A 25390-nucleotide genomic window follows, 5' to 3' on the forward strand; every position below is an offset into this window, starting at 1 on the left:
TCCTTAAGCGCCGCAAGTTGGCATATCGCCACCATATAGGTCGTACATTCGGGGTTGAAAGGGTCCTTACATGATCAGACGGTTCGGCGAAACCCCGGAACCGGGACGGAAATACACGCGCCGGGTCGGCGTCTATGCGCTGCTGCCGCGCGGGGCCAGCCTGCTGCTGACCTGCCAGACCGAACCCGGACCCGACTTGCAGCTGCCTGGTGGCGGGATCGACCCCGGCGAGTCGCCAATAGTCGCCCTGCATCGCGAAGTGTTCGAAGAAACCGGTTGGTCGATCGCGGACCCGCGGCGGGTTGGTGCGTTCCGGCGATTCACCTACATGCCCGAATATAATTTGTGGGCCGAGAAGGTCTGTCTGATCTACCGGGCCCGCCCGGTGCAGCGCAAAGGACCACCGACCGAACCCTTTCACGAGGCGGTTTGGATGAACACCGGCGATGCGGTTCACATGTTGGGCAATGCAGGCGACCGGCACTTCGCGCGGCTGCACCGGCTTTAGTTTCCGTTGTACTCGAAAAACACGGCTGAAACGTCATCCTCCATCCCCGTTCCCGGCGGCATACCCTGCGTCAATCGCCAGAACATGTCGTCCAGAAACTCGAGCCCGCTGTTTGCTCCTAGGCATTCCAGCGCCATCCGTTGTAGCCCGTCCTCATCCAAAAGATCACCGTTTTTGACACGGCATTCGGTGAAGCCGTCCGAGTACAACAGCAGCTTGTCACCGCGCTGCAGATAGGTTTCGGTCTGCTGGAACGCCACATCGGGCAGCAATCCGATGGGCAGGCCGCCATCCCCAAGGAACTCTGCCCGGCCGGTCCGGCGCAACAGCAGTGGATGGGGGTGCCCAGCCTGAACCATCCTCAGGTGGCCGTTGCGCAGATCCACGATGGCGTAGACCATGGTGAAATATTCCTCGATCCCCGTGTCGGCCATCAGGCGGGCATTCAGGATGGCGGCCACCTGCTCGGGTGGCAGCAAGGCGTAGAACTTGTTGAACCGCTTCTCCATTGCGACGTTTTGATCGAAATGCTGGCTGGTCAGATACCCGCCCAACCGCGCTGTCATCATTGCTGACGTGATACCGTGGCCGGAGACGTCGATGCTGTAGAACCCGATCCGGTTCGCGCCCGGCGAAAACATCCCCACCAGGTCACCCCCGATGTGGCCGCAGGGTTTGAGCAGCAGGCTGACCCGGGACCTGCCAAATTCCCGATAGAGTTCCGGCACCAGCGATTCCTGTATCTTGCGCGCCTGGATCAGATCCTTGTCGATGGCGTCATGCGCAAGGCGTAGTTCGGCCAAAGCGGTTTCGATCAACCGGTTCTTGTCCGAAAGCTCGCGCTGCATATCAAGAATGCGGGCCCCTGCCGAAATGCGGGCCCGCAACTCGTCTGCTTCAAGCGGTTTGATCAGGAAATCATCCGCACCGGCATCCAGGCCGCGCGCGACTTCCTGCTTCTCACTTTTTGAGGTCAGAAGGATGAAATAGGTGTACTGGTCGTTCTCCAGCGCGCGAAACGCGCGGCAGAATTCCAGCCCGCCCATGCCCGGCATCACCCAGTCACTGAGCACCAGATCGGGCAGGCCCTTTTTGCAGATCTCGATCGCTTCTTCACCGCTGTCGGCCTCGACAACCGTGAATCCCCATTTCTTCAGCGACGCCACCAGAATACGGCGTTGCAGGCGGCTGTCATCGACCACCAGCACCGTCCGGATGGCTCCAAAATCCAGGTCAGCCTTGGCCTCAATTTGGCTGGACACTCGCACGCGAAACCTCTGCGCATTTTCCAACGGGGGTGGAGCAAAGCTACGGCGCTCGGCTTAACAACCGATGAAAGCTGTTCACCGCAGCGGCTTAACCCGGATTTTACCCCTGGCCGGTATTCAGAGACGATACCGGTCAAGGTGGAGGACGGTGATGATACACTGGCCAAGGGTGCGCCAGCTGCGTGACGAAGTCGGGGCCGAGGAATTCGACGAGGTCGTCCGGATCTTTCTGGATGAAGTCGGTGAGGTCATGGGCCGCTTGACGTCGGACACTGACCGATCCGCGCTTGAGCAGAACCTGCATTTCCTCAAAGGCAGTGCATTGAGCCTTGGTTTTGAGAGTCTGTCCAAACTCTGTCAGGATGGCGAACGGCGCGCTGCTGCGGGCCATGGGGCGGAAGTCGATCTGGACGCGGTCATCGCGGCTTTTGACCGCTCGCGCGCGGAATTCATGTCCGGCCTAAAGGACAACCTGTAATCGGTCAGATCACGAACTGCGCCAGCGTCTCGTCCTCGGTGATGTCGGTATAGACGAACCCGGCATCGTCCAGATGCGCAAACAGGCGCAGGAAATTGTCCGGCTTGCTGGTCTCGATGCCGATCAGAACCGAACCGAAATTGCGCGCCGATTTCTTCATGTATTCAAACCGGGCAATGTCATCTTCGGGGCCGAGGATGTTCAGAAATTCTTTCAGCGCACCGGGCCGCTGCGGCAGGCGCAGGATGAAGTATTTCTTGACGCCCGAATAGCGCTGCGCGCGCTCTTTGACCTCGGGAAGACGCTCGAAATCGAAATTCCCGCCCGAGGTGACACAGACGACCGTCTTGCCGCGCACAAAGCTTTGGATGTCGCCCACCGCCTCGATCGCCAGAGCGCCGGCGGGTTCCAGCACGATGCCTTCCACGTTCAACATCTCGATCATGGTGGTGCAAATGCGGTCCTCGGACAGAACGATCACGTCCGACAGGTGCCGGTCACGCAACAGCTGGAACGGCTTGTCCCCGATCCGCCCGACCGCCGCGCCGTCGACGAAATTGTCCACCTTGTCCAGCGACATCGGATGTCCCGCCGCCAACGCCGCGCGCAGACAGGCCCCGCCCGCCGGTTCCACGAACAGGCAATGCGTGCGGTCGCCGAACCACGTCGCCACACCCGAGGACATGCCGCCCCCGCCCACCGGCAGCACCACGTGATCAGGCAGGCGGCCCAGCTGCTCCTCGATTTCTACGGCCAATGAGGCCTGCCCCTCGATCACGTCGTCATCGTCGAAGGGCGACAGGAAATACCCGCCCTGCTGCGCGCACCAGTCCTGAGCCGCGGCAAGCGTGTGGTCGAAATAGTCGCCCGTCAGGTGGATCTCGACGTTGTCGCCTCCAAAGATTCGGGTCTTCTGGATCTTTTGCTGAGGTGTCGTCACCGGCATGAAGATCACGCCTTTGACCCTCATGTGCTTGCACATAAAGGCCACGCCCTGCGCGTGGTTGCCAGCGCTGGCGCAGACGAACAGGTCCTGCCCCTGCTGCTTGCGCATGGCGTTGAACGCGCCGCGGATCTTGTAGGACCGCACCGGGCTGAGGTCTTCGCGTTTCAGCCAGATGTCGGCGTCATATTTCTCGGACAGATGGGCATTGCGCTGCAACGGTGTTGCAGGAAACACGGTGCGCATCGCCTGTTCGGCGGCGCGGGCGCGGGTCATGAAATCTCTCATGCCGCATTCCCTGCCCCATCATGCCGACAAGGGCAAGGAATACATCAGTGTACGGGCGATCAGCCCAGTTCGCGCTTTTCGATGAACACGCCGTACATCGTGGTCAGGATGCTGACGTTGATCATCGGCAGGATCAAGATTCCGAAAAACAGGGCGATCAATACACCCAGTACCGGAATGATCGACAAAACTCCGACCGCCAGCTGAACCAGGAACTGAAACAGGAACGAGACCACGATAAGAACGACGATTGTTCCAGCGGTACCCCGAGTGTTGTTCCATGCCTCGCTCAACGTGATCGGCTTGCCGATTGCCGCAGCCGGCAGGATGATGGACAGCCGATAGAAGCAAATAGCCAGGAAAACCAGGTAGCCGATCGTCAGGATGATCGAAACAGCGATCAGTCCTTCGCCCAGCATGCCTGTCAGGATCCCCATCGGCAGGAATGCAATTGCCATCAGGATCCCCAGCATCAACCCGCGTCCGAAATAGGCCAGAATGCGATCGAACCGAAAGGTAGGCAGCACGCCGGAAGGATACTCTTCCAGAAGAATGTATCTGTGCCAGGCCACCGCGATCCAGCCCATGATGAGGACCATCACGACGAACAGGAGAAACGCGAACAGAACAATGGCCCCCGGGTTCACTCCCGGCGGCAGCCCGTTCGGATTGTCATCGAATGCCTCAAGTGGAATTCCGGACACCATGAACAGGCCGATGATCGCAACCGTTCCGATTATGGCCGGACCAATAACGATTTGCGCCACCTGCTTGAGATTGCCAAAAACCATCCGAAGCGAGTGGGCAAAAATATTCCATCCGAGCATTCCGAATTTTCCTTAATCAATCCATGGTTGATACCGTTTGACTGCAATTCCGCCGCCCGGTCAATCCACAGCTTCTTGCCCCCACGTCGAAAACCCGCTAGGGGCCAATCGTCTTACGCATAAGGGGAAGTCAGATGTCCGCGCCCAAGAAAGTTGTTCTGGCCTATTCCGGTGGCCTTGATACCTCGATCATTCTGAAATGGCTGCAGACCGAGTATGGCTGCGAGGTGGTGACCTTCACCGCTGATCTGGGTCAGGGCGAAGAGCTGGAGCCCGCCCGCCAGAAGGCCGAGCTGCTGGGGATCAAGCCCGAGAACATCTATATCGAGGACATCCGCGAGGAGTTCGTGCGCGATTTCGTCTTCCCCATGTTCCGCGCCAATGCGCAGTACGAAGGGCTGTACCTGCTGGGTACCTCGATCGCGCGTCCGCTGATTTCGAAGCGCCTGATCGAGATCGCCAAGGAAACCGGCGCCGACGCGGTGGCGCATGGCGCCACCGGCAAAGGCAATGACCAGGTGCGGTTCGAACTGGCGGCCTATGCGCTGAACCCAGACATCAAGGTGATCGCGCCCTGGCGCGAATGGGACCTGACCAGCCGCACCAAGCTGCTGGAATTTGCCGAGGCGCACCAGATCCCGATCGCCAAGGACAAGCGCGGCGAGGCGCCCTTCTCGGTCGATGCGAACCTGCTGCACACCTCGTCCGAGGGCAAGGTTCTGGAAGACCCCGCCGTTCAGGCGCCCGACTATGTCTATCAGCGCACCGTCCACCCCGAGGACGCCCCGAACGAGCCCGAATATATCGAGATCGGCTTTGAAAAAGGCGACCCGGTCAGCATCAATGGCGAGGCGATGAGCCCAGCGACCATCCTGACCAAGCTGAACGAATACGGCGGCAAGCACGGCATCGGCCGTCTGGATCTGGTCGAAGGCCGGTTCGTGGGCATGAAGTCGCGCGGCATCTACGAAACACCGGGCGGCACCATCCTTCTGGAAGCGCATCGCGGCATCGAATCCATCACCATGGACCGCGGCGCGATGCACCTGAAAGACCAGTTGATGCCGCAATATGCCGAGCTGATCTACAACGGCTTCTGGTACAGCCCCGAGCGCGAAATGCTGCAGGCCGCCATCGACAAATCTCAGGAACACGTCACCGGCACCGTCCGCGTGAAGCTGTACAAGGGTCTGGCCTCGACCGTCGGCCGCTGGTCGGATCACTCGCTGTATTCCGAGGCGCATGTGACTTTTGAGGAGGACGCCGGTGCCTATGACCAGAAAGACGCCGCAGGCTTCATCCAGTTAAACGCACTGCGGCTCAAGCTGCTGGCGGCGCGCGACAAGCGGTTGTCCAAGTGACCGAGGATGACGGCCTAGACGATGAACTGGAAATGTTCATCGAAGCGCAGGACACGGTCTGGTCCGATGTCCTGCGCGAACTGGAACAGGGACAGAAGACCAGCCACTGGATGTGGTTCGTCTTTCCGCAACTGGCCGAGTTGGGCCAGTCGCACATGGCGCAGCTCTACGGGATCGAGGATCTGGACGAGGCTGCCGCCTATCTGGCCCACCCCGAACTGCGCCGCCGCCTGACCGAGGTGGCCCGGCTGATGCTGACCCACGCAAGCAAGGACCCGGCCGAGATTCTGGGCAAGGTGGATGCCAAGAAGCTGCGGTCGTCCATGACCCTGTTCGCCGCCGTGCCCGATGCTCCGCCCGAATTTCAGGCGGTTCTGGATGCGTTCTATGACGGGCAGCCCTGCCCGCGCACGCAGCAGGCCCTGGGCTGAGCGGTTTCCCGTTAGGTCACGCTTGCCCCGGCCCCTGCCCTCTGTCACTCCGAACGCAAGTGCGAAACAGGGAGGCAGGGATGCTGCAGGAGATCGCCGAGGGAATTCAGAAGGGACTGGTCGACAAGCGCTTTGACGGCTCGTTGAAATTCGATTGCGGCGCCGATGGCGTGATCGTTCTGGCCGACAACACGGCCACAACCCAGGACCGCGAAACCGATTGCACCATCCGCATCTCGCGCGACAATCTGGGCAAACTGCTGACCGGCAAGCTGAACCCGATGACCGGGGTGATGATGGGCAAGCTCAAGATCTCGGGCGACATGGGCGTCGCGATGAAGCTGGGGCAGCTGCTGGGCTAGGCGATAAACTCGTCTCACCACCGCGTGACAAACGGTTTCAGCCGATTGTCAGCCGGCCCGTTGCGCGGCAGCCTGAGGCGGAAAGGAGATCCGCCATGACCCGTTGCCTCGATCAGATCAAGCTGACCCTTCTGTTTGCGCTGATTGCGCTGGCGCTGATCCTGCGCGCTCAGCCGGCCCCGGCGGCCGGAACCGAGACGTTGACCGTGGCGGGCGGCTGTTTCTGGTGCGTCGAGGCCGATTTCGAATCCGTGCCCGGCGTTATCGAGGCGGTTTCGGGTTACACCGGCGGCACGACTCCGAACCCCACCTACAGCCAGGTCACGAGCGGTGGCACCGGCCATTACGAGGCGGTGCAGATCACCTTCGATCCGGCCCGCGTTTCCCGTGAAACCCTGCTGAACCTATTTTTCCGCTCGGTCGATCCCACCGATGCCGGTGGACAGTTCTGTGACCGGGGCGACAGCTATCGCACCGCGATTTTCGTCTCTGACACAGGCGAAAAAGCTTTGGCCGAACGCAGCAAGGCCGAAGCACAGCGTGCGCTGGGTCAGGCCATCGTGACTCCGGTCCTGTCGCTTGGGGCGTTTTATCCGGCCGAGGCCTATCATCAGGATTACTACAAGGGCAAAAAGCTGGTGTTCACCCGGTTCGGGCCGAAACGCCAGCTGAATGCCTACAAGGCCTATCGCAAGGCCTGCGGCCGCGATGCGCGGGTCCGGCAATTGTGGGGCAACGCCGCGCCGTTTGCCGGATCTTAATCCAGCGCGGCCTCGCGCACCTCTTTCAGATCGGGAATGACGTCTGCCGTGCCCGGCCGCATCACCATCAGCGCGGCCGCCCGATTGGCTTGGGTGATGGCCTGCGCCATCGGCATCCCCCGGTCCATTCCCGCCAGAACATATCCGGTAAAGGTGTCCCCGGCCCCGGTCGTGTCTACGGCCTTGACCTTGTGGGCGGGAAACTCTGCCGCCGCCTGGCCGCGTTGATGATAGCGGGCGCCTTTTGACCCCAGCGTGACGATGACATGCTCGACCGGCAGATCGGCCGGGGCCAGCCCCGTGGCCTGTTGCAGCTGGGCGGCCTCGACCTCGTTCAGGATCAGGAAGTCCAGATAGGGCAGCACCGCCTGCACCGCCGGAGCGCTGAAGGGGGCTGCTGCATAGCACACCGTCAGACCCCGCTCGCGGCCCAGCTTCGCGGCCTCGACCTGTGCGGTGGTCTCGTTCTGGAACACCAGAAGATCGCCTGTGTTAGAGTCTGCAAGCGCGGCGGAAACCTGATCGGCCCCGATCGTGATATTGGCGCCGGGGTACAGGATGATCAGGTTTTCGCCCTGCGCATCCACGGCTATGATCGCATGGCCCGTGGGCTGATCGACCTGCGCGATGTGCCGCGTGTCGACCCCGTATTCGGTCAACCGGTCGCGCGCCCACGATCCGTCGGACCCCACGGCGCCGATATGGCGCACATGCGCCCCGGCCCGCGCGGCTGCAACAGACATGTTCGCGCCCTTGCCGCCCAGAAACCGCTGCAAACCGCTGGCCGCCAGGGTTTCACCCGGCGCCGGCAGGTGCGGCAGCGCATAGACCATGTCGGCATTGATCGAGCCCAGGTTCCAGATTGCCATCGGATCACGCCATGTCGCACGAGGCCAGGATGGCCATGTTCAGGATGTCATTCGCGGTCGAGCCGGTCGAACAGATCTGGATCGGCTTGTCGATGCCGGTCAGGATCGGGCCGATCACCGTGGCTCCGGCCATCTCCTGCATCAGCTTGGTGGAAATCGAGGCCGAGTGCCGCGCGGGCACGATCAGGATGTTGGCCGGCCCGGTCAGGCGGCAGAAGGGATAGGCCTCTTGCTGGTGGGCGTTCAGCGCCACGTCGACGGTCATTTCGCCTTCGTATTCGAAATCGACGCCTCGCGCCTCCAGCACTTGCGGGGCTTTGTACAGCTTTTCGGTCCGCTCGGAGACCGGATAGCCGAAGGTCGAGAAGCTGACGAAGGCCACCCGAGGCTCCAGCCCCATGTGGCGGGCAACCGTGGCGGCGCGTTCGGCAATCGTCGCCAGATCGTTCTCGTCGGGCCATTCATGCACCAGCGTGTCGCCGATCAGCACGATCCGGCCCTTGTGCAGCAGCGCGGTGATCCCGGCGGCACCATGGGCGGCGTCGGCGTCGAACACATGGCTGATGCGGTCCAGCACATGCGCCGATTTGCGGGTGGCCCCGGTCACCAGACCGTCGCCATGCCCATGCGCCAGCATCAGGGCCGAGAACACATGCCGGTCGCGCGCGGCCAGGCGGTGGATGTCCTTGCGGTCAAAGCCTTTGCGCTGCAACCGCTGGTACAGAAAGTCCTTGTAGGCATCGAGATGCGTGGTGTTGGCGGCGTTGACCACCTCCAATTCGCGCACCGCGTCGCCCAGACCGGCGGCTTCCAGCTTGGTCTTCACGTCGTCGGGCCGGCCCACGACCAGCGCCTTGCCGAAGCCCGACCGCTGATACGTCACCGCCGCGCGCAAAACCCGCGGATCGTCGCCCTCGGCAAAGATCATCCGGCTTTGCGCCGCGCGGGCCCGGGCGTTCAGGCCACGCAGAATGCTGGCGGTCGGGTCCATACGCGACTTGAGGCTCAGCTCATAAGCCTCCATGTCGATGATCGGCCGCCTGGCCGCGCCGGTGTCCATCCCCGCCTTCGCGACGGCCGGCGGAATGCGATAGATCAGGCGCGGATCAAACGGCGTGGGAATGATGTAGTCGCGCCCGAAGGTCAGCGATTTGCCATAAGCCAGCGCCACCTCGTCGGGCACGTCCTCGCGCGCCAGACGCGCCAGCGCGTGGGCGCAGGCGATCTTCATCTCGTCATTGATGGCGCGGGCGTGAATGTCCAGCGCCCCGCGGAACAGGTAGGGAAAGCCCAGAACGTTGTTGACCTGGTTGGGGTAGTCGCTGCGCCCGGTGGCCACGATCGCGTCAACGCGCACCTCGTGCGCCTCTTCCGGGGTGATTTCCGGATCGGGGTTGGCCATGGCGAAGATCACCGGATTGTCGGCCATGCTGGCGACCATCTCCTGCGTGACCGCGCCTTTGACGGATACGCCCAGAAACACGTCTGCGCCCTTCATGGCCTCTTCCAGCGTGCGCAGCTCGGTCGAAATCGCATGCGCCGATTTCCACTGGTTCATCCCCTCGGTCCGGCCCTGGTAGATCACGCCCTTGGTGTCGCAGACGATGCAGTTTTCATGCCGGGCGCCCATCGCCTTGAGCAGTTCGATACAAGCGATTCCCGCCGCCCCGGCCCCGTTGAGGACGATCTTCACGTCCTCGATCTTCTTGCCCGAGATGTGCAACGCGTTGATCAGCCCCGCCGCGCAGATCACCGCCGTGCCGTGCTGGTCGTCGTGAAAGACGGGGATGTCCATCTCTTCCTTCAGGCGCTGTTCGATGATGAAACATTCCGGCGCCTTGATGTCTTCGAGGTTGATGCCGCCGAAGGTCGGCCCCATCAGCCGCACTGCACGGCAGAATTCGTCGGGGTCCTCGGTGTCCAGCTCGATATCGATCGAGTTCACGTCGGCGAAGCGCTTGAACAGGACCGATTTGCCCTCCATCACCGGCTTGGACCCCAGCGCCCCCAGGTTGCCCAGGCCTAGAACCGCCGTCCCGTTCGAGATCACGGCCACAAGGTTGCCCTTGTTGGTATAGTCATAGGCGGTCTCGGGGTTCTCGGCGATGGCTTCGCACGGAACCGCCACGCCGGGGCTGTAGGCCAGCGACAGATCGCGCTGCGTGGTCATGGGAACGGTGGCCTGCACCTCCCACTTGCCGGGGGTGGGTTCCAGGTGAAAGGCCAGCGCCTCTTCTTTGGTGATCTTCGCTTTGGGCATTTTGACGGTCGGTTCCATGACTTCGGGGCTTTTCGCCTCATACCGCAGGCAGGGGCGCGCCTCAACGACTATGCGATTTCACCTTTCGTCGCGGTTGGGGGATTTGTAAGGTCGCGCCGGAATACGCCAGAGGGGAGCAGCCTTGTCCAACGTCACGCCGATGATGGCGCAATACCTGGAAATCAAAGAGGCCCACAAAGACGCCCTGCTGTTCTACCGCATGGGCGATTTCTACGAGATGTTCTTTGAAGACGCCGTGAACGCCGCCGAGGCGCTGGACATCGCCCTGACCAAGCGCGGCAAGCACAATGGCGAAGACATCCCCATGTGCGGCGTGCCGGTACATTCGGCCGAGGGCTATCTGCTGACGCTGATCCGCAAGGGCTTTCGCGTCGCCGTCTGCGAACAGATGGAAAGCCCGGCCGAGGCCAAAAAAAGAGGCTCTAAATCGGTGGTAAAGCGCGATGTCGTGCGCCTTGTCACCCCCGGCACCCTGACCGAAGACGCCCTGCTGGAGGCGCGCCGCCACAATTTTCTGGCCGCCTATGCCGAGGTGCGCGACGAGGCCGCGCTGGCCTGGGCCGACATCTCGACCGGGGCGTTTCACGTGATGCCGCTGACCGCGGTCCGCCTCAGCCCCGAGCTGGCCCGGCTGGCCCCGTCCGAGCTGATCGTGGCCGATGGCGCCGAGGTTAATCTGCGCGACACGGTCTCAGACCTGGGCATCTCGCTCACCCCGATCGGGCGGGCCAGTTTCGACAGCACTGCGGCAGAAAAACGCATCTGCGGGTTGTTTCACGTGGGCACGCTGGATGCGTTCGGCAGCTTTGGCCGGGCCGAGATCTCGGCCATGGGCGCGCTGATCGACTATCTGGAGATCACGCAAAAGGGCAAACTGCCGCTGCTGCAGACGCCGATGAAGGAATCCGAAGATCGCGTCGTGCAGATCGACGCGGCCACCCGCCGGAACCTGGAACTGACGCGATCTTTGTCGGGCGGACGGGCCGGATCGCTGCTGTCGGTGGTGGACCGCACGGTGACCCCGGGCGGCGCGCGCCTGTTGGAACAACGCCTGTCCAGCCCCTCGCGCAATCTGGATGTGATCCATGCCCGACTGGATGCGGTCGATTTTGCCGCCCAGGACAGCCTGATCGCCGCCGATCTGCGCGAGGCGCTGCGCAAGACGCCCGATCTGGACCGCGCCCTGTCGCGCCTGTCGCTGGAGCGTGGCGGCCCGCGCGATCTGGCCGCCATCCGCAACGGGTTGGCGCAGGCGCAGGCGATTGCCGAGATCTGCGCCGGTCAGGACCTGCCCGTCTTGCTGGCGACCGCGGTGCAGAACCTTGTGGGCTTCGACGACCTGCTCGACCTGCTGGATCAGGCGCTGGTCGCCGACCCGCCGCTGCTGGCGCGGGATGGTGGCTTCATCGCCCCCGGTTTCGACGCAGAACTGGACGAGGCCCGCACCCTGCGCGACGAAGGCCGCTCGGTCATTGCCGGGTTTCAGCAGAAATACGCGGAACATACCGGCATCGCCTCGTTGAAGATCAAGCACAACAACGTGCTGGGCTATTTCATCGAAACCACGGCCACCCATGCCGAAAAGATGCTGAACCCGCCGTTCAGCGAGACCTATATCCATCGCCAGACCACCGCCAACCAGGTGCGGTTCACTACGGTTGAGCTCAGCGAGATCGAAACCCGCATCCTGAACGCCGGAAACTTGGCGCTTGAGATCGAAAAGCGGCTCTATCAAGCGCTTTCTGACGAGATTCTGGCGCAAGCTGCCCGCATCAACCAGGCCGCGCGCGGGCTGGCCGAGTTGGACCTGACCACCGCGCTGGCCGATCTTGCGCGGGGCGAGAACTGGTGCCGCCCGCAGGTGGACGGCTCGCGCGCCTTCGACATCGTCGCGGGCCGTCACCCGGTGGTCGAGCACGCGCTGCGCCAGCAATCCGGTGATGCCTTCATCGCCAATGACTGCGACCTCAGCGCCGAGGACGGTGCCGCCATCTGGCTGCTGACCGGCCCGAACATGGCGGGTAAATCGACCTTCCTGCGCCAGAACGCGCTGATCGCCCTTTTGGCACAGATGGGCAGCTTCGTTCCGGCCGAACGCGCCCATATCGGGCTGGTCAGCCAGTTGTTCAGCCGCGTGGGCGCCTCTGACGATCTGGCGAGGGGCCGGTCGACCTTCATGGTCGAGATGGTGGAAACCGCTGCCATCCTCAACCAGGCCGATGACCGGGCACTGGTGATCCTCGATGAAATCGGGCGCGGCACGGCCACCTATGACGGCCTGTCCATCGCCTGGGCCACGCTGGAACATCTGCACGCCGCCAACCGCTGCCGGGCGTTGTTCGCCACGCATTACCACGAGCTGACCGCGCTGGCCGGCAAGCTGGAGGGCGTCGAAAACGCGACCGTCGCGGTCAAGGAATGGGAAGGCGAAGTGATCTTCCTGCACGAGGTCCACAAAGGCGCGGCCGATCGGTCCTATGGCGTGCAGGTCGCGCAACTGGCCGGCTTGCCAGCTTCGGTCGTCGAGCGCGCACGCGTGGTTTTGGACCAGTTGGAAAAGACCGAGCGCGAGGGCGGCAAGCAAAAAGCGCTGATTGATGATCTGCCGCTGTTTTCCGCTGCACCGCCCCCACCGCCACCGGTTGCGAAGGCCTCGCCGGTCACCGACATGCTGGACCAGATCCTGCCGGACGAGTTGACCCCGCGCGAAGCGCTGGACCTGATCTACAAACTGAAAGAGGCGGCCAGATCCTGACCGCCCCATTCAATTGTCAGTGAAGCGCTGGCCCGTCAGCTGGCCGGGGTCGAGGAAACCCCGACCTGCGCCGGACGCAGCAGGCGGTCATGCAGCATGAACCCTTCGGCCGAGACCTGGATGATCTCGCCCGCCTTGGTGCCGGGCACCGGGGCTTCGAACATGGCTTCGTGCAGGTTCGGATCGAACTTGTCGCCGACCTCGGGTGTGATGACCTCGATCCCGTGTTTCTGGAATACGTCCTTCAACACGCGCATGGTCAGCTCGACACCTTCGATCAGGCCGGCCGCAACTTCTTTTTGCTCGTCCGTGGCCGCCTCGAGCGCTCGTTTCATGTTGTCGTAGACCGGCAGCATGTCGCGCGCCAGTTTGGACCCACCATACTGTTCGGCCTCACGGCGGGCCCTGTCGCCACGCTTGCGTGCGTTTTCCGCATCCGCCAGGGCGCGCATGAACTTGTCGCGCAACTCGTCGCGCTCGGCCTTCAGGGCATCCAGTTCCAGCGCTTCTTCGCTGATCTCGGCCATCTCCTCGGCCAGCTCTTCCGCCTCGGCAGTTGCAATGTCGTCCAGAAAGTCTTCGTTCTTCGGCTCTGCCATCTTTTACCCTCTAGCTCCGATCGGAAATCAGTTTCCCAACCAGTTGCGCCGTGTAGTCCACGATCGGCACGATCCGCCCATAGTTCAGACGGGTCGGCCCGATCACGCCAACGGCGCCGATTATCTTTCGATCAGCGTTCATATAAGGAGACACCACCAAAGAGGAACCCGAAAGTGAGAAAAGTTTGTTCTCCGAGCCGATAAAAATGCGCACACCTTCGCCTTCCTCGGTCAATTCGAGGAATTCGGCTATGTCACGCTTGCGTTCCAGATCGTCAAACAGGACCCGGATTCGCTCCAGCTCCTCTTCCTGACCGGTGTCGCCCAGCAGATTCGCCCGACCACGCACGATCAGACGCGCCGAGTCCGACGCCTCGCCCTCCCAGGCCGCAAGGCCGCTTTCCACAAGCTCGCGGGCCAGCACGTCGATCTCTTGCCTGCGCGCCGCAATCTCGGTCTGGATCATCCGGCGCACATCAGACAGTTTCCGGCCCTCGATCAGGGCATTCAGGAAATTGGCCGCCTCACGCATCGAACTGGGCGTCTGACCCGGTGGTGGCGTGAACAGCCGGTTCTCCACATGGCCATCCGCGAAAACCAATACCACCAGGGCCCGGTCATGGCCCAGGGAAACGAACTCGATATGCTTGATTTCGGATTCGTGCTTGGGTGTCAGCACCAGCGACGCGCCATGCGTGACGTTCGACAAGGCGGCCCCGACGCGATCCAGCATACCGCTGACATCACCGGAATTGCTGCCCAGCGTCTCATCCAGCTTCTTGCGGTCGTCCTCGCCCAGGTCGCCAACTTCCAGCAGGCCGTCGACGAACATGCGCAGCCCAACCTGTGTGGGCACCCGGCCGGCGCTGACATGCGGACTGCCCAAAAGGCCCAGAAACTCGAGATCCTGCATGACATTGCGAACCGTTGCCGCGCTGACTTTTTCACTGAGCGACCGGCTGAGGGTGCGGCTGCCGACAGGCTCGCCGCTTTCCAGATAGCTTTCGACGATCAGGCGAAACACTTCCCGCGACCGGTCGTTCAACTCGTCCAGAATTTTGCTCGCTTCACTCATCGGTGGTTCCCTTGCTGGGTGGTCATTAAATAGCTGCCAACAGAAAGGTCAATCGGGGTTGCATCGCTGCCATGCCGGGCGTTATCCCCAAGCCAGCAGACAAAGGATATCTCATGCGACCCTCTGGACGAGATTTAAGCGAAATGCGCCCGGTTTCAATCGAGACCGGGTTTACCAAACATGCCGAAGGTTCCTGCCTGATCAAGATCGGCGACACCCATGTTCTGTGTACCGCCACGATCGAGGATCGCGTGCCGCCTTTTATCAAGGGGTCGGGCCTGGGCTGGGTCACCGCCGAATACGGCATGCTGCCTCGCGCGACAAACACCCGGATGCGGCGTGAGGCCGCCAGTGGCAAACAGGGTGGCCGGACCGTCGAGATCCAGCGCCTGATCGGCCGCGCCCTGCGCGCCGGGGTCGACCGCGTCGCCCTGGGCGAACGCCAGATCACCGTCGATTGTGACGTGCTGCAGGCCGATGGCGGCACCCGCTGCGCCTCGATCACCGGCGGCTGGGTCGCGCTGCGGCTGGCAGTGAACAAGCTGATGAAGGCCGGAGACGTGATCTCGGACCCGTTGGTCGATCCGGTTGCCGCCGTATCCTGCGGCATCTATGCCGGCCAGCCGGTTCTGGACCTGGACTATCCCGAAGACAGCGAGGCCGGCGTTGACGGCAACTTCATCATGACCGGCTCGGGCAAACTGATCGAGGTGCAGATGAGCGCCGAAGGTTCGGTCTTCAGCCGCGCGCAGATGGATCAGCTGATGGAACTGGCCGAAAAAGGCGTGGCCGAGCTGGTGGCCGCGCAAAAGGCCGCTACCGCATGACCCGCCGGTTCGAAGGCGATCGGCTGCTGGTGGCCACGCACAACAAAGGCAAGCTCGAGGAGATGGCCCATCTGCTCGAGCCCTTTGGCGTGACCGTCGTGGGCGCGGCCGAGATGAACCTGCCCGAACCCGAAGAGACCGAGGACACGTTCGTCGGCAACGCGCGCATCAAGGCCCGCGCCGCCGCACAGGCCACCGGCCTGCCCGCCCTGTCCGACGATTCCGGCATCACCATCGATGCGCTGGACGGCGCGCCGGGCGTGTACACCGCCGACTGGGCCGAAACCGGAAATGGCCGCGATTTCCTGATGGCCATGACCCGCGCCCACACCGAGCTTGAGGCGCGCAACGCCCCGCATCCTCGCACCGCCCAGTTCCGCTGCACGCTGGTACTGGCTTGGCCCGACGGCCATGACGAGGTCTTCGAGGGTGTCGCACCCGGGCATCTGGTCTGGCCGATCCGTGGCAAGGACGGGTTCGGCTATGACCCCATGTTCGTCCCTGACGGATTCGACATTACCTTTGCCGAGATGGATCGCTGGGAAAAGAACAAGATCAGCCATCGTGGTCGCGCGGTGGAACTGTTCGTGAAAGGCTGCTTTGGCGGATGATTGGCGCAACGGGGGCTTTGGCCTGTACGTGCATTGGCCCTTTTGCGAGGCCAAGTGCCCCTATTGCGATTTCAACAGCCATGTTTCCAGAAATATTGATCAAAAACAATGGCTTGACGCCTATCTATCCGAACTGAAGCGCTCGGCCGCCGAAACCCCCGACCGGGTTCTGAACACGATCTTCTTTGGCGGCGGCACCCCGTCGCTTATGGCGCCCGAAACCGTTGCCGCCGTGATCGACACCGCCCGCAGCCTTTGGCGGCCCGCCAATGACATGGAAATCACGCTCGAGGCCAATCCCGGCTCGGTCGACGCCGGACGGTTCGCCGCCTATCGCGATGCGGGCGTGAACCGGATCTCGATGGGCATTCAGGCGATGAATGACGAAGATCTGCGGCGGCTGGGCCGCATCCACAGCGTGGCCGAGGCACGCGCGGCCTTCGACATCGCCCGCACCTGTTTCGACCGGGTCAGCTTTGACCTGATCTATGCCCGCCAGTACCAGACGCTTGAAGCCTGGCGCGCCGAGCTGACCGAGGCGCTGTCGATGACGATCGACCATCTGTCGCTGTACCAGCTGACCATCGAGGCCGGCACCGCATTCGGCGACCGCTACTCTGTCGGCAAGCTGCGTGGCCTGCCCGAGGACGACAGCGCAGCCGATATGTATCTGGCCACGCAAGAGATCTGCGACGCCCACGGCATTCCCGCCTACGAGGTGTCGAACCACGCCGTTCCCGGGGCCGAGTCTCGGCACAACCTGATCTATTGGCGCTATGGCGATTATGTCGGCATCGGACCGGGCGCCCATGGGCGGATCACGGTAGATGGCCAGCGGATCGCAACCGAAACCCATCTGGCACCGACCGCATGGCTGAATGCTGCCACGAAAGGAAACGGCGAAAAGCTGCGGACACCCCTGACCGCCGAAGAACAAGCGAAAGAATACCTCATGATGTGTCTTCGCTTGACTGAGGGACTAGATATGGAGCGTTTCAATCGCCTGTCCGGGCACCCTTTGCCGCAACCCAAACTGGACTACCTGCATGACATCGGAATGATCGCCCACGACGGACCCCGCGTTTCCGCCACTGCTGACGGCCGCGCGGTTCTCAATGCGGTGATCCGTGAGTTGCTGGATTAGTCATGCACTATTTGTGGGCCACATTTGGATTGCTCTGCGTCGCGTTGGCCATGATCGGTGTTGCCCTGCCCCTGCTGCCCACCGTTCCCTTCCTACTGTTGGCCGCCTTCTGTTTCGCGCGCTCTTCGTCACGGCTGCACAACTGGCTGATGTCTCACCGAACCTTCGGCCCGTTGATCCTTGATTGGCAAACCTCGGGCGCAATCCGGCCAGCCGCAAAAAAGGCGGCGACCCTGTCGGTTGCCGCCGTCTTTGGTTTGTCGGTTCTGGTCTCTGTGCCCAGCCATGTCCTGATTATTCAGGCCGTGACCTTGGGCGCGGTGATGATCTTTATCTGGTCACGCCCTAACGGCTGAGCTTTGCGCAGAGATCATCCAGTTGATCCAGGTTTTCATAGGTCAGCACGACCTGCCCGGTCTCGGTTCCGGGCTTGTGGTTGATGACCACCTTCATCGCCAGAATCGCGGAGAGGTCTTTTTCCAAGGCCCGCGTATCCGCGTCCTTACCTGCATTCAGGTCTCGCGACCGCGGTGCGGGACGATCTTTGTCGCCCTGTTGCTGCTTCTTGACCAGCGCCTCGGTCGCGCGGACTGACAAGCCGTCTTTCACGACAATTTTCGCCAATTCGGACGGATTATCCGCCGTGATAAGGGTGCGCGCGTGTCCTGCCGAAAGTTTACCTTCAATAACAAGGCCTTGAACGTCACCTGGCAGGGACAGCAGCCTCAGAAGGTTGGCAATGTGGCTGCGGCTTTTGCCCAGGGCCTCGGCCAGTTTTTCTTGCGTATGACCGAACCGATCCATCAACTGCTTGTACCCAGCGGCCTCCTCCACGGCGTTCAGATCAGCGCGCTGGATATTCTCGATGATGGCGACTTCAAGTACTTCGGTGTCGTCAAATTCGCGCACGACGACCGGAATGTCGTGCAACTGCGCCATCTGCGCGGCCCGCCAGCGGCGCTCACCCGCGACGATTTCATATTCGCCGCCGCCGACCGAGCGAACGATCAGGGGCTGGATGATCCCTTTCTCTTTGACCGAGGCAGCAAGCTCGTCCAGTTGATCCTGCGAGAATGTGCGGCGCGGCTGATTCGGGTTAGCCCGCAGCTTCTCGATCGGTACCTTCATGTCCGGCCGACGTGGTTCAGCCGTAACCCGGCCCTCAGGATCCTGTGATACATCCGCCATCAAGGCGGACAAGCCGCGCCCCAATCCGCGAGGTTTTCCTTTTCTGGCGCTCACTTCGCCCTCCTGACAGCCGCTCAGGCAGCCACTTTTTTGTTCTTTTGCATGATTTCGCGTGCCAGATGCCGGTACGCCATCGCCCCCAGAGACCCAGAGTCATATTGAAGGACCGGAAGTGCAAATGACGGCGCTTCGCTGACCCGGACATTTCTGGGTATCTTGGTTTTAAATACCATCTCTCCCAGATTGTCACGCGCATCCTTTTCGACCTGCCGGGACAAGTTGTTGCGATTGTCATACATGGTCAACACAATACCTTCGATTCTGAGGTCTGGATTCGCGGACTGGCGAACCTCTCGAATCGTCAGCATCAGTTGCGACAGGCCTTCCAGCGCAAAGAACTCGCTTTGCAACGGAACCAACACCGAATGCGCCGCCACCATTGCGTTGACTGTCAGCAGGTTGAGGGACGGCGGACAGTCGATCAGAACGAAGTCAAAACCGAATTTGTCGATCGCCGGTTGCCTGAGCGCGTCGTGCAGCAAGTAGCTGCGTTTTTCATTCGATATCAGCTCAATATCTGCCGAGCTGAGGTCAACCGTGGCCGGAACGATACTGAGGTTTTTGATTTCGGTTTCCTGCACGACGGCCTCCAAGGGCGCCTCGTCCAGGATCAAATCATACGTGGTCCAATCACGATCCTCGACCCCAAGCCCGGTGGACGCATTTCCCTGCGGGTCCAGATCCACGACCAGAACCTTGCATCCTGCCTCGGCCAAACCCGCCGCCAGATTGATCGCTGTCGTGGTCTTGCCAACCCCACCCTTCTGATTGGCAACCGCCATGATACGAGGTCCTGCAGGGCGCGACAGATCAACCACGTGAGACTCCTTTGATCTTCAGGATGACAGCCTGGGGGTCAGTTAAACTATTAGCTGTCTCCGTGGTAAAATTCCATTCCCGTTGGGCCGCGTCGATTTCTTTTTTCCAGGTGGCGCCTTTGGGAAACACGGCCACCCCATCTTCCTTTAAATGCCTGTCACAAAATGACAATAAAGTCGTCAGGTCCGCGAGCGCCCTTGCGGAAAGGACATCAGCGCCCAAAGGATCAACAGCCTCAATCCGTTTTGAAATCACCGAGCAGTTGGCCTTGGTTTCGCGGATGACGGTGCGCAAAAACGCCGATTTTCTCTGATCGCTCTCAACCAGGGTAAATTCCGTCTCAGGCGATGCTTCAGAGGCCAGTATCGCGCAGACCAGCCCCGGAAATCCGCCACCGCTACCCAGATCGACCCAGTGATTCCTTGGCTCAACCAAATGAAAGACCTGGATCGAGTCCTTTACGTGCCGCGACCAGACTTCAGGCAGAGTGCTGCGCGAAACCAAGTTAATCTTTGGATTCCACTTTCGCAGAAGATCGACAAAGACCGACAGCTTTTCGAGTGTTTCACGTGAAACACTCAAGCCATCGGGCGAAGCGCAGGAGTCTCCGTTCATGCCTTTTTTGCTCTCTGACTGCTTCTGAGTTTTGCCAGCACCAAGGTCAAAGCTGCAGGCGTAACACCCTCCACGCGGCTCGCCTGGGCAATGTTTGCCGGCCGCGCGGCCGACAGCTTCTGCTTCAACTCATTCGAAAGGCCTGTGAGCGACGAATAGTCAAAATCCGCGGGTATGGCATAGGTTTCGTCGCGCTTCATGGCTTCAACATCTCGTTGTTGCCGAGCTATATAGTTAGCGTAGAGCGCGTCCCTTTCGATCTGCCGACGGGTGTCTTGGTCGACATCCTCCAACTGCTGGATCAGCGGCACAAGGTCCTCGAAGCACACGTTCGGAAACGCCAAGACTGCCATTCCGTCCCTACGGTTACCATCCTGATTTACTTCGATGCCAGCTGCGCGGATTTCCTTGGGTGTATAGGTCCGTTCGGTCAGTACTGACTTCACAGCATCCAGCTTTTCCATTTTTGTTTCAAAAGCCAGGCGACGATGATCCGATATACACCCAATTTCCAGGCCTTGCGGCGCAAGGCGTTGATCCGCATTGTCCGCGCGCAAGGACAGACGGAATTCGGCGCGCGAGGTGAACATCCGATACGGTTCCGCTACACCCCGTGTGGTCAGATCGTCAATCATCACACCAATATAGCTATTGGCTCGGGTAAAATGAATTGCATCTCGCCCCTGAACTTCCAGCGCGGCATTCAGGCCTGCGACTAAGCCCTGAGCGGCCGCCTCCTCATATCCTGTGGTTCCATTGATCTGCCCCGCAAGATATAGTCCTGGGATATCCGGCAAGGCCAAGGACGCATTCAACACACGCGGGTCCACATAGTCGTATTCAATGGCGTAACCCGGCTGTAAGATCTCTGCAGACTCAAGGCCTTTGATGGATCGGACATACTCGACTTGGACATCCTGCGGCAGCGAAGTCGAAATCCCGTTTGGATACACAGTGTGGTCATTGACCCCCTCAGGCTCTAGGAAAATCTGATGAGAGTCCTTGTCCGCAAACCGAACGATCTTGTCTTCGATCGAAGGGCAATATCGCGGCCCTACTCCCTCGATATGCCCCCCATACATCGCAGAGCGACTCAGGTTCTTCTCGATGATTTCATGGGTTCGGGCGTTCGTGTGAGTGATGCCGCAAGATATCTGCGGCGCCACCGGTGTTTTGGACAAGAATGAGAACATGGTCGGTTCATCATCACCGTCCTGCCGTTCCAATCCGTCCCAGTCGATCGTGCGTCCATCAAGTCGAGGAGGCGTTCCTGTTTTCAGCCGCGCCATCGGCAGATCATAGCTATCCAACCGCTCAGCCAGTCGTACAGACGGCCTGTCGCCCATACGGCCTCCGGGCCTCTGAACATCGCCGATATGGATCACGCCCCGCAGAAACGTTCCCGAGGTCAGAATAACCGCTTTCGCTGGGATTTCAGATCCATCGGACAGAACCACCCCGGCAACACGATGACCGTCCATTCGGAAATCTATGACTTCTCCGGTAATGACTTCGAGGTTCTTGCGCGCCTTTGTTTCCTGCTGCATTGCAGCCCGATACAGCGCACGGTCGGCCTGCGCGCGGGGCCCTTGAACGGCGGGCCCTTTACGGCGATTCAGAAGGCGGAACTGGATTCCCGCCCGGTCTGCAACCCGCCCCATAACGCCGTCCAGCGCGTCGATCTCACGAACCAGGTGGCCTTTTCCAAGTCCACCGATCGCCGGATTGCACGACATGACACCGATGTCGGTTTCCGAAAGTGTCACCAAAGCTGTCTGCGCACCCATCCGGGCCGCGGCATGGGCCGCCTCGGCCCCCGCATGCCCCGCTCCGATAACGACGACGTCAAACTCCGAATGTTTCACGTGAAACACTCCTCATTTACCCAAACAAAAGCTGGCGAATATTTCGTCCAGCAGATTTTCCACATCTACTCGGCCGACCAAAGACTCCAACGCGCGGATGGCGATCCGCAGCTCTTCTGCTGCAATATCGTACAGGTCCGGGCCGGAATCCAGAACTCTGAGTGCTTCGGACAGAGCGGCCGAGGATTTCAGCATTGCAACACGATGGCGTTCCCGGGTGGCAATACCAGAACTTGCGGTTCGCTCTCGCAAGAATACCGATATGTTGTGGATCAGGCGGTCTATTCCCTGACCTGTCTTCCCCGACACACCCTCGGTCCCATCTGAACGAAGGTCGGACTTCGGCAGAACCTGGATGTCGCCGGATTGCATACCGATTCCCAACGCTTCCGGGTCCTCGGTCAGAAAAACGCGAAGGTCGGCATTTTCCGCCCGCTTTCTGGCCAGAGCGATCCCAAGACCCTCTACGTGGTCCTCTGTTTCGCGCAACCCGGCCGTATCCAGCAACGTGACCGGCAAGCCTGCCAGGTCCATCCGCACCTCGATAATATCGCGGGTGGTGCCAGCATATTCCGAAGTAATTGCCGCCTCACGGCCCGCAAGCGCATTCAGCAAGGTCGACTTGCCCGCGTTCGGTGGGCCGACGATAGCCACTTCAAAGCCGGTGCGAATCCGCTCGGCAATCCTCACGCCCTTCGCCTCCCGCTCCAGATCCGCCATGACAGCAGTCACAAGCGATCGGACTTCGGGTGACACATCCGTTGGCACGTCTTCATCGGCAAAATCAATGACGGCCTCCAGCAATGAGGCCGCCCGGATCAAATCCCGCCGCCACCGTTCCGCCAGGTCGCCCAATTCGCCGGCTAGGATGGTCTGAGCCTGCTTGCGCTGGGCCTCGGTCTCTGCGTCGATCAGATCGGCCAGGCCTTCGACCTGAGCAAGGTCCATCTTCCCGTTTTCAAGAGCACGCCGGGTGAACTCGCCCGGCTCAGCCAGTCGCAGATCCGGCATTTCGGACAAGACGCGCAGAACCGCGTTGACCGAAGCCGTGCTGCCATGGATCTGCAACTCGGCCACATCCTCGCCGGTAAAGCTGGACGGACCGTGGAAGGTCAGGACCAGCCCGTCATCCAGACGCGACCCGTCAGGTGCCTGCAACTCACGCAGGCACATGCCACGCAACGGCAAATCTCCACCCGACAGAACTTTGGCCGCGTGGTGCGATTGCGGTCCTGACAGGCGGATCACAGCGACCCCTGCCTTGCCTTGCGCGCTGGCCAAGGCGAATATCGTTTCCATTCGAAGGCCTCGCGTCGGTTACAAGACCGTATCAGGTATTCATCGAGTCGAAGAACTCGGAATTGGTCTTGGTCTGTTTCAGCTTGGACAACAGGAACTCGATCGCGTCGGTTGTGCCCATCGGATTGAGGATACGGCGCAGAACGAAGGTTTTGGCCAGATCGCCCTTGTCGACCAGCAGATCCTCTTTGCGGGTGCCGGACTTTAGGATGTCGATCGCCGGGAACACCCGCTTGTCTGCGATCTTGCGATCCAGAACGATCTCCGAGTTGCCGGTGCCCTTGAATTCTTCAAAGATCACTTCGTCCATCCGGCTGCCGGTGTCGATCAGCGCGGTGGCGATGATGGTCAGCGAACCGCCCTCTTCGATGTTGCGCGCTGCACCAAAGAACCGTTTGGGCCGCTGCAGGGCGTTGGCGTCCACACCACCGGTCAAAACTTTGCCGGAAGACGGCACCACGGTGTTGAAAGCCCTACCAAGTCTTGTGATCGAGTCGAGAAGAATAACAACATCTCGTTTATGTTCGACCAGGCGCTTGGCTTTTTCGATCACCATCTCGGACACGGCCACGTGGCGGGTCGCCGGTTCATCAAAGGTCGAAGATACCACCTCGCCTTTCACCGAGCGCTGCATGTCGGTCACCTCTTCGGGGCGCTCGTCGATCAGCAGGACGATCAGGTAGCACTCCGGATGGTTGCGCTCGATCGAGTGCGCGATGTTCTGCAGGATCACCGTTTTACCGGTCCGCGGCGGCGCCACGATCAGCGACCGTTGGCCCTTGCCGATCGGCGCAACCAGGTCGATCACCCGGGCCGACTTGTCCTTGATGGTCGGGTCCTCGATCTCCATCTTCAGCCGCTCGTCCGGATACAGCGGCGTCAGGTTGTCAAAGGCGATCTTGTGTTTCGCCTTTTCCGGGTCTTCGAAGTTGATCTTGGTCACCTTCGTCAGCGCGAAATATCGCTCGTTCTCTTCGGGGGCCTTGATCTCGCCCTCGACCGTGTCGCCGGTGCGCAGCGAGTGCTGGCGGATCATCTCGGGCGAGACATAGATGTCGTCCGGGCCGGGCAGATAGTTCGCCTCGGGCGAGCGCAGAAAGCCGAAGCCGTCCTGCAGCACCTCAAGCACACCGTCGCCGCCCACGGTCCAGCCCTCATCCGCGCGTTCGCGCAGGATCTGGAACATCATCTCGCCCTTGCGCATGGTCGAGGCGTTTTCGATCTCGAGCTCTTCGGCCATGGCCAGAAGGTCTTTGGGGCTTTTGGCCTTCAGATCGGCCAGATTCAGGGATTCGGTTGTCATGATGATACGGACCTTGGCCGCAAGGGTGCGGCACAGCGTTGAATTTCAAACAGGAAGATGCTCCATCCGGACGGATGGGTTGATCCCTACATAAGGCCGGTCGCCGCCCGAGTCAAACCGGTGCGGAAATAGCCCTCAGAACTTCAGAATGACCGCCAGAACGATGATGACCATCAAAACGGTCGGAACCTCGTTCATCATGCGGTACTGGCGCCCTGTGAGCGTATTGCGGCCTTCGACAAAATCCTTGCGCCGGGCCATCAGCCAGTGATGGAACCAGGTCATGCCGATCACCGCAGCACCCTTGACCCAAGGCCAGGACCAGTCCCACCCGACGATGCCGGGCGTGAACACCATGATGAGGCCACAGACCCAGGCCACGATCATTGCCGGCCGCATGATCACGCGCAGCAGTTTTTCTTCCATTTCAAAGAAGATCTCGGGAGCGCCGTCCACCGCTTGTGCCTTTTCGACGTGATAGACGAACAGACGCGGGAGATAGAACAGCCCCGCCATCCACGAGATCACCGCCATGATGTGCAGCGATTTCACCCAAGGGTACAGTGTGAAGAGAAGATCGGTCATCGGGTTTCCCGGCACTGGTCGGACCCTCCCTAATAAAAAAAATAGAAAAGAGAAAGGATGATGGTTTTGTAGGGTGGGCAAAATCCGTGGATTATTGTTTTGTCCGCCAGTTTTCCCCAGGTGGATGAATAAATTCCAAAACTGGGTGATTCTGGTGATTTCATTTTTTACATAATAAAAACAAGCATTTAAACTATACATCGCGGACCTGTCTTGGGGATAACTCAAGGGACATCTTTTGATGAATAGGAAGTCCCAAGATCCCGAG

Annotated in this window: 25 protein-coding genes; 11 read left to right on the forward strand and 14 right to left on the reverse strand. The window is 60.8% G+C overall.

Annotated elements, in window-relative coordinates; genetic code table 11:
• Positions 1-70 precede the first annotated feature (70 nt).
• Positions 71-508, forward strand: coding sequence for an NUDIX hydrolase (locus ACR0CU_RS12745; RefSeq protein ID WP_170447238.1), 438 nt, complete (start codon positions 71-73; stop codon positions 506-508).
• Here ACR0CU_RS12745 and ACR0CU_RS12750 read toward each other — a convergent pair.
• Positions 505-1770 carry a PP2C family protein-serine/threonine phosphatase gene (locus ACR0CU_RS12750; protein ID WP_170447236.1) on the reverse strand — a complete coding sequence of 422 codons (1266 nt, stop codon included), beginning with the start codon at positions 1768-1770 and terminating at the stop codon, positions 505-507. The genes ACR0CU_RS12745 and ACR0CU_RS12750 overlap by 4 nt on opposite strands.
• Positions 1771-1927: 157 nt before the next feature.
• Between ACR0CU_RS12750 and ACR0CU_RS12755 the strand changes: the two genes are divergently transcribed.
• The gene (locus ACR0CU_RS12755) at positions 1928-2254 is read left to right on the forward strand and encodes an Hpt domain-containing protein (RefSeq protein ID WP_170370385.1); all 327 of its coding nucleotides are present in this window, start codon (positions 1928-1930) and stop codon (positions 2252-2254) included.
• A 4-nt stretch (positions 2255-2258) separates the two neighbouring features.
• On the opposite strand, the gene ilvA is transcribed toward ACR0CU_RS12755, so the two are convergent.
• Together ilvA and ACR0CU_RS12765 are read right to left on the reverse strand one after the other, a co-directional pair.
• The gene (ilvA, locus tag ACR0CU_RS12760; RefSeq protein ID WP_170447234.1) at positions 2259-3485 is read right to left on the reverse strand and encodes a threonine ammonia-lyase IlvA; all 1227 of its coding nucleotides are present in this window, start codon (positions 3483-3485) and stop codon (positions 2259-2261) included.
• Between the two features lie 59 nt (positions 3486-3544).
• Complete coding sequence (locus tag ACR0CU_RS12765) at positions 3545-4312, reverse strand: hypothetical protein (protein ID WP_170447232.1); 768 nt, start codon at positions 4310-4312, stop codon at positions 3545-3547.
• Positions 4313-4446: 134 nt separating this feature from the next.
• Between ACR0CU_RS12765 and ACR0CU_RS12770 the strand changes: the two genes are divergently transcribed.
• The 4 genes from ACR0CU_RS12770 to msrA all read left to right on the forward strand — a co-directional run bounded on the left by ACR0CU_RS12770 (position 4447) and on the right by msrA (position 7227).
• On the forward strand, positions 4447-5673 hold the full coding sequence (locus ACR0CU_RS12770; protein WP_093963907.1) for an argininosuccinate synthase: 1227 nt from the start codon (positions 4447-4449) through the stop codon (positions 5671-5673).
• A 32-nt stretch (positions 5674-5705) separates the two neighbouring features.
• Positions 5706-6104, forward strand: a complete 399-nt coding sequence (locus ACR0CU_RS12775; protein ID WP_170447817.1) for a DUF1810 domain-containing protein — start codon at positions 5706-5708, stop codon at positions 6102-6104.
• Between the two features lie 80 nt (positions 6105-6184).
• Positions 6185-6466: an SCP2 sterol-binding domain-containing protein gene (locus ACR0CU_RS12780; protein WP_170342657.1), complete on the forward strand. Its 282-nt coding sequence runs from the start codon at positions 6185-6187 to the stop codon at positions 6464-6466.
• 95 nt (positions 6467-6561) lie between these two features.
• A complete protein-coding gene (gene msrA, locus ACR0CU_RS12785) occupies positions 6562-7227 on the forward strand; it encodes a peptide-methionine (S)-S-oxide reductase MsrA (RefSeq protein WP_170447230.1) in 666 nt (221 codons plus the stop codon).
• On the opposite strand, the gene ACR0CU_RS12790 is transcribed toward msrA, so the two are convergent.
• Together ACR0CU_RS12790 and ACR0CU_RS12795 are read right to left on the reverse strand one after the other, a co-directional pair.
• Entirely contained in the window at positions 7224-8096 is an 873-nt protein-coding gene (locus ACR0CU_RS12790) for a ribokinase (RefSeq protein WP_170447228.1), read from the reverse strand. The genes msrA and ACR0CU_RS12790 overlap by 4 nt on opposite strands.
• Positions 8097-8100: 4 nt before the next feature.
• Entirely contained in the window at positions 8101-10356 is a 2256-nt protein-coding gene (locus tag ACR0CU_RS12795) for an NADP-dependent malic enzyme (protein ID WP_170447226.1), read from the reverse strand.
• 160 nt (positions 10357-10516) lie between these two features.
• Between ACR0CU_RS12795 and mutS the strand changes: the two genes are divergently transcribed.
• Entirely contained in the window at positions 10517-13132 is a 2616-nt protein-coding gene (mutS, locus tag ACR0CU_RS12800; RefSeq protein WP_170447815.1) for a DNA mismatch repair protein MutS, read from the forward strand.
• 35 nt (positions 13133-13167) lie between these two features.
• On the opposite strand, the gene ACR0CU_RS12805 is transcribed toward mutS, so the two are convergent.
• Positions 13168-13731 (reverse strand): nucleotide exchange factor GrpE, encoded by a 564-nt coding sequence (locus ACR0CU_RS12805; RefSeq protein WP_093963902.1) that lies wholly within the window; start codon positions 13729-13731, stop codon positions 13168-13170.
• A 10-nt stretch (positions 13732-13741) separates the two neighbouring features.
• Complete coding sequence (gene hrcA / locus ACR0CU_RS12810) at positions 13742-14806, reverse strand: heat-inducible transcriptional repressor HrcA (protein ID WP_170342649.1); 1065 nt, start codon at positions 14804-14806, stop codon at positions 13742-13744.
• 113 nt (positions 14807-14919) lie between these two features.
• Between hrcA and rph the strand changes: the two genes are divergently transcribed.
• Genes rph through ACR0CU_RS12830 form a run of 4 tightly spaced genes read left to right on the forward strand, consistent with a single transcriptional unit; the run spans position 14920 to position 17744 of the window.
• Positions 14920-15633 carry a ribonuclease PH gene (gene rph, locus ACR0CU_RS12815; protein ID WP_170364355.1) on the forward strand — a complete coding sequence of 238 codons (714 nt, stop codon included), beginning with the start codon at positions 14920-14922 and terminating at the stop codon, positions 15631-15633.
• Entirely contained in the window at positions 15630-16244 is a 615-nt protein-coding gene (gene rdgB / locus ACR0CU_RS12820; RefSeq protein ID WP_170447224.1) for an RdgB/HAM1 family non-canonical purine NTP pyrophosphatase, read from the forward strand. Before rph ends, rdgB begins: the two co-directional genes overlap by 4 nt.
• Complete coding sequence (hemW, locus tag ACR0CU_RS12825; protein ID WP_480643156.1) at positions 16234-17388, forward strand: radical SAM family heme chaperone HemW; 1155 nt, start codon at positions 16234-16236, stop codon at positions 17386-17388. The genes rdgB and hemW overlap by 11 nt, the downstream gene beginning before the upstream one ends.
• 2 nt (positions 17389-17390) lie before the next feature.
• The gene (locus ACR0CU_RS12830; RefSeq protein WP_170361108.1) at positions 17391-17744 is read left to right on the forward strand and encodes a YbaN family protein; all 354 of its coding nucleotides are present in this window, start codon (positions 17391-17393) and stop codon (positions 17742-17744) included.
• Here the strand turns inward: ACR0CU_RS12830 and ACR0CU_RS12835 are convergent.
• From ACR0CU_RS12835 to ACR0CU_RS12865, 7 genes are all read right to left on the reverse strand, one after another.
• Positions 17734-18630: a ParB/RepB/Spo0J family partition protein gene (locus ACR0CU_RS12835; RefSeq protein WP_170447220.1), complete on the reverse strand. Its 897-nt coding sequence runs from the start codon at positions 18628-18630 to the stop codon at positions 17734-17736. The two genes, ACR0CU_RS12830 and ACR0CU_RS12835, sit on opposite strands and share 11 nt — an antisense overlap.
• Before the next feature lie 20 nt (positions 18631-18650).
• Positions 18651-19454: a ParA family protein gene (locus ACR0CU_RS12840; protein WP_311201679.1), complete on the reverse strand. Its 804-nt coding sequence runs from the start codon at positions 19452-19454 to the stop codon at positions 18651-18653.
• On the reverse strand, positions 19447-20070 hold the full coding sequence (rsmG, locus tag ACR0CU_RS12845; RefSeq protein ID WP_170447215.1) for a 16S rRNA (guanine(527)-N(7))-methyltransferase RsmG: 624 nt from the start codon (positions 20068-20070) through the stop codon (positions 19447-19449). Before rsmG ends, ACR0CU_RS12840 begins: the two co-directional genes overlap by 8 nt.
• Complete coding sequence (mnmG, locus tag ACR0CU_RS12850) at positions 20067-21935, reverse strand: tRNA uridine-5-carboxymethylaminomethyl(34) synthesis enzyme MnmG (protein WP_170447213.1); 1869 nt, start codon at positions 21933-21935, stop codon at positions 20067-20069. Before mnmG ends, rsmG begins: the two co-directional genes overlap by 4 nt.
• Positions 21936-21947: 12 nt before the next feature.
• A complete protein-coding gene (gene mnmE / locus ACR0CU_RS12855) occupies positions 21948-23234 on the reverse strand; it encodes a tRNA uridine-5-carboxymethylaminomethyl(34) synthesis GTPase MnmE (RefSeq protein WP_480643159.1) in 1287 nt (428 codons plus the stop codon).
• A 31-nt stretch (positions 23235-23265) separates the two neighbouring features.
• Positions 23266-24537 (reverse strand): transcription termination factor Rho, encoded by a 1272-nt coding sequence (gene rho / locus ACR0CU_RS12860; protein ID WP_093963893.1) that lies wholly within the window; start codon positions 24535-24537, stop codon positions 23266-23268.
• Positions 24538-24672: 135 nt separating this feature from the next.
• Positions 24673-25122: a CopD family protein gene (locus tag ACR0CU_RS12865; RefSeq protein WP_170342619.1), complete on the reverse strand. Its 450-nt coding sequence runs from the start codon at positions 25120-25122 to the stop codon at positions 24673-24675.
• Positions 25123-25390 lie beyond the last annotated feature (268 nt).

This window comes from Ruegeria sp. BC2 (assembly GCF_056539245.1).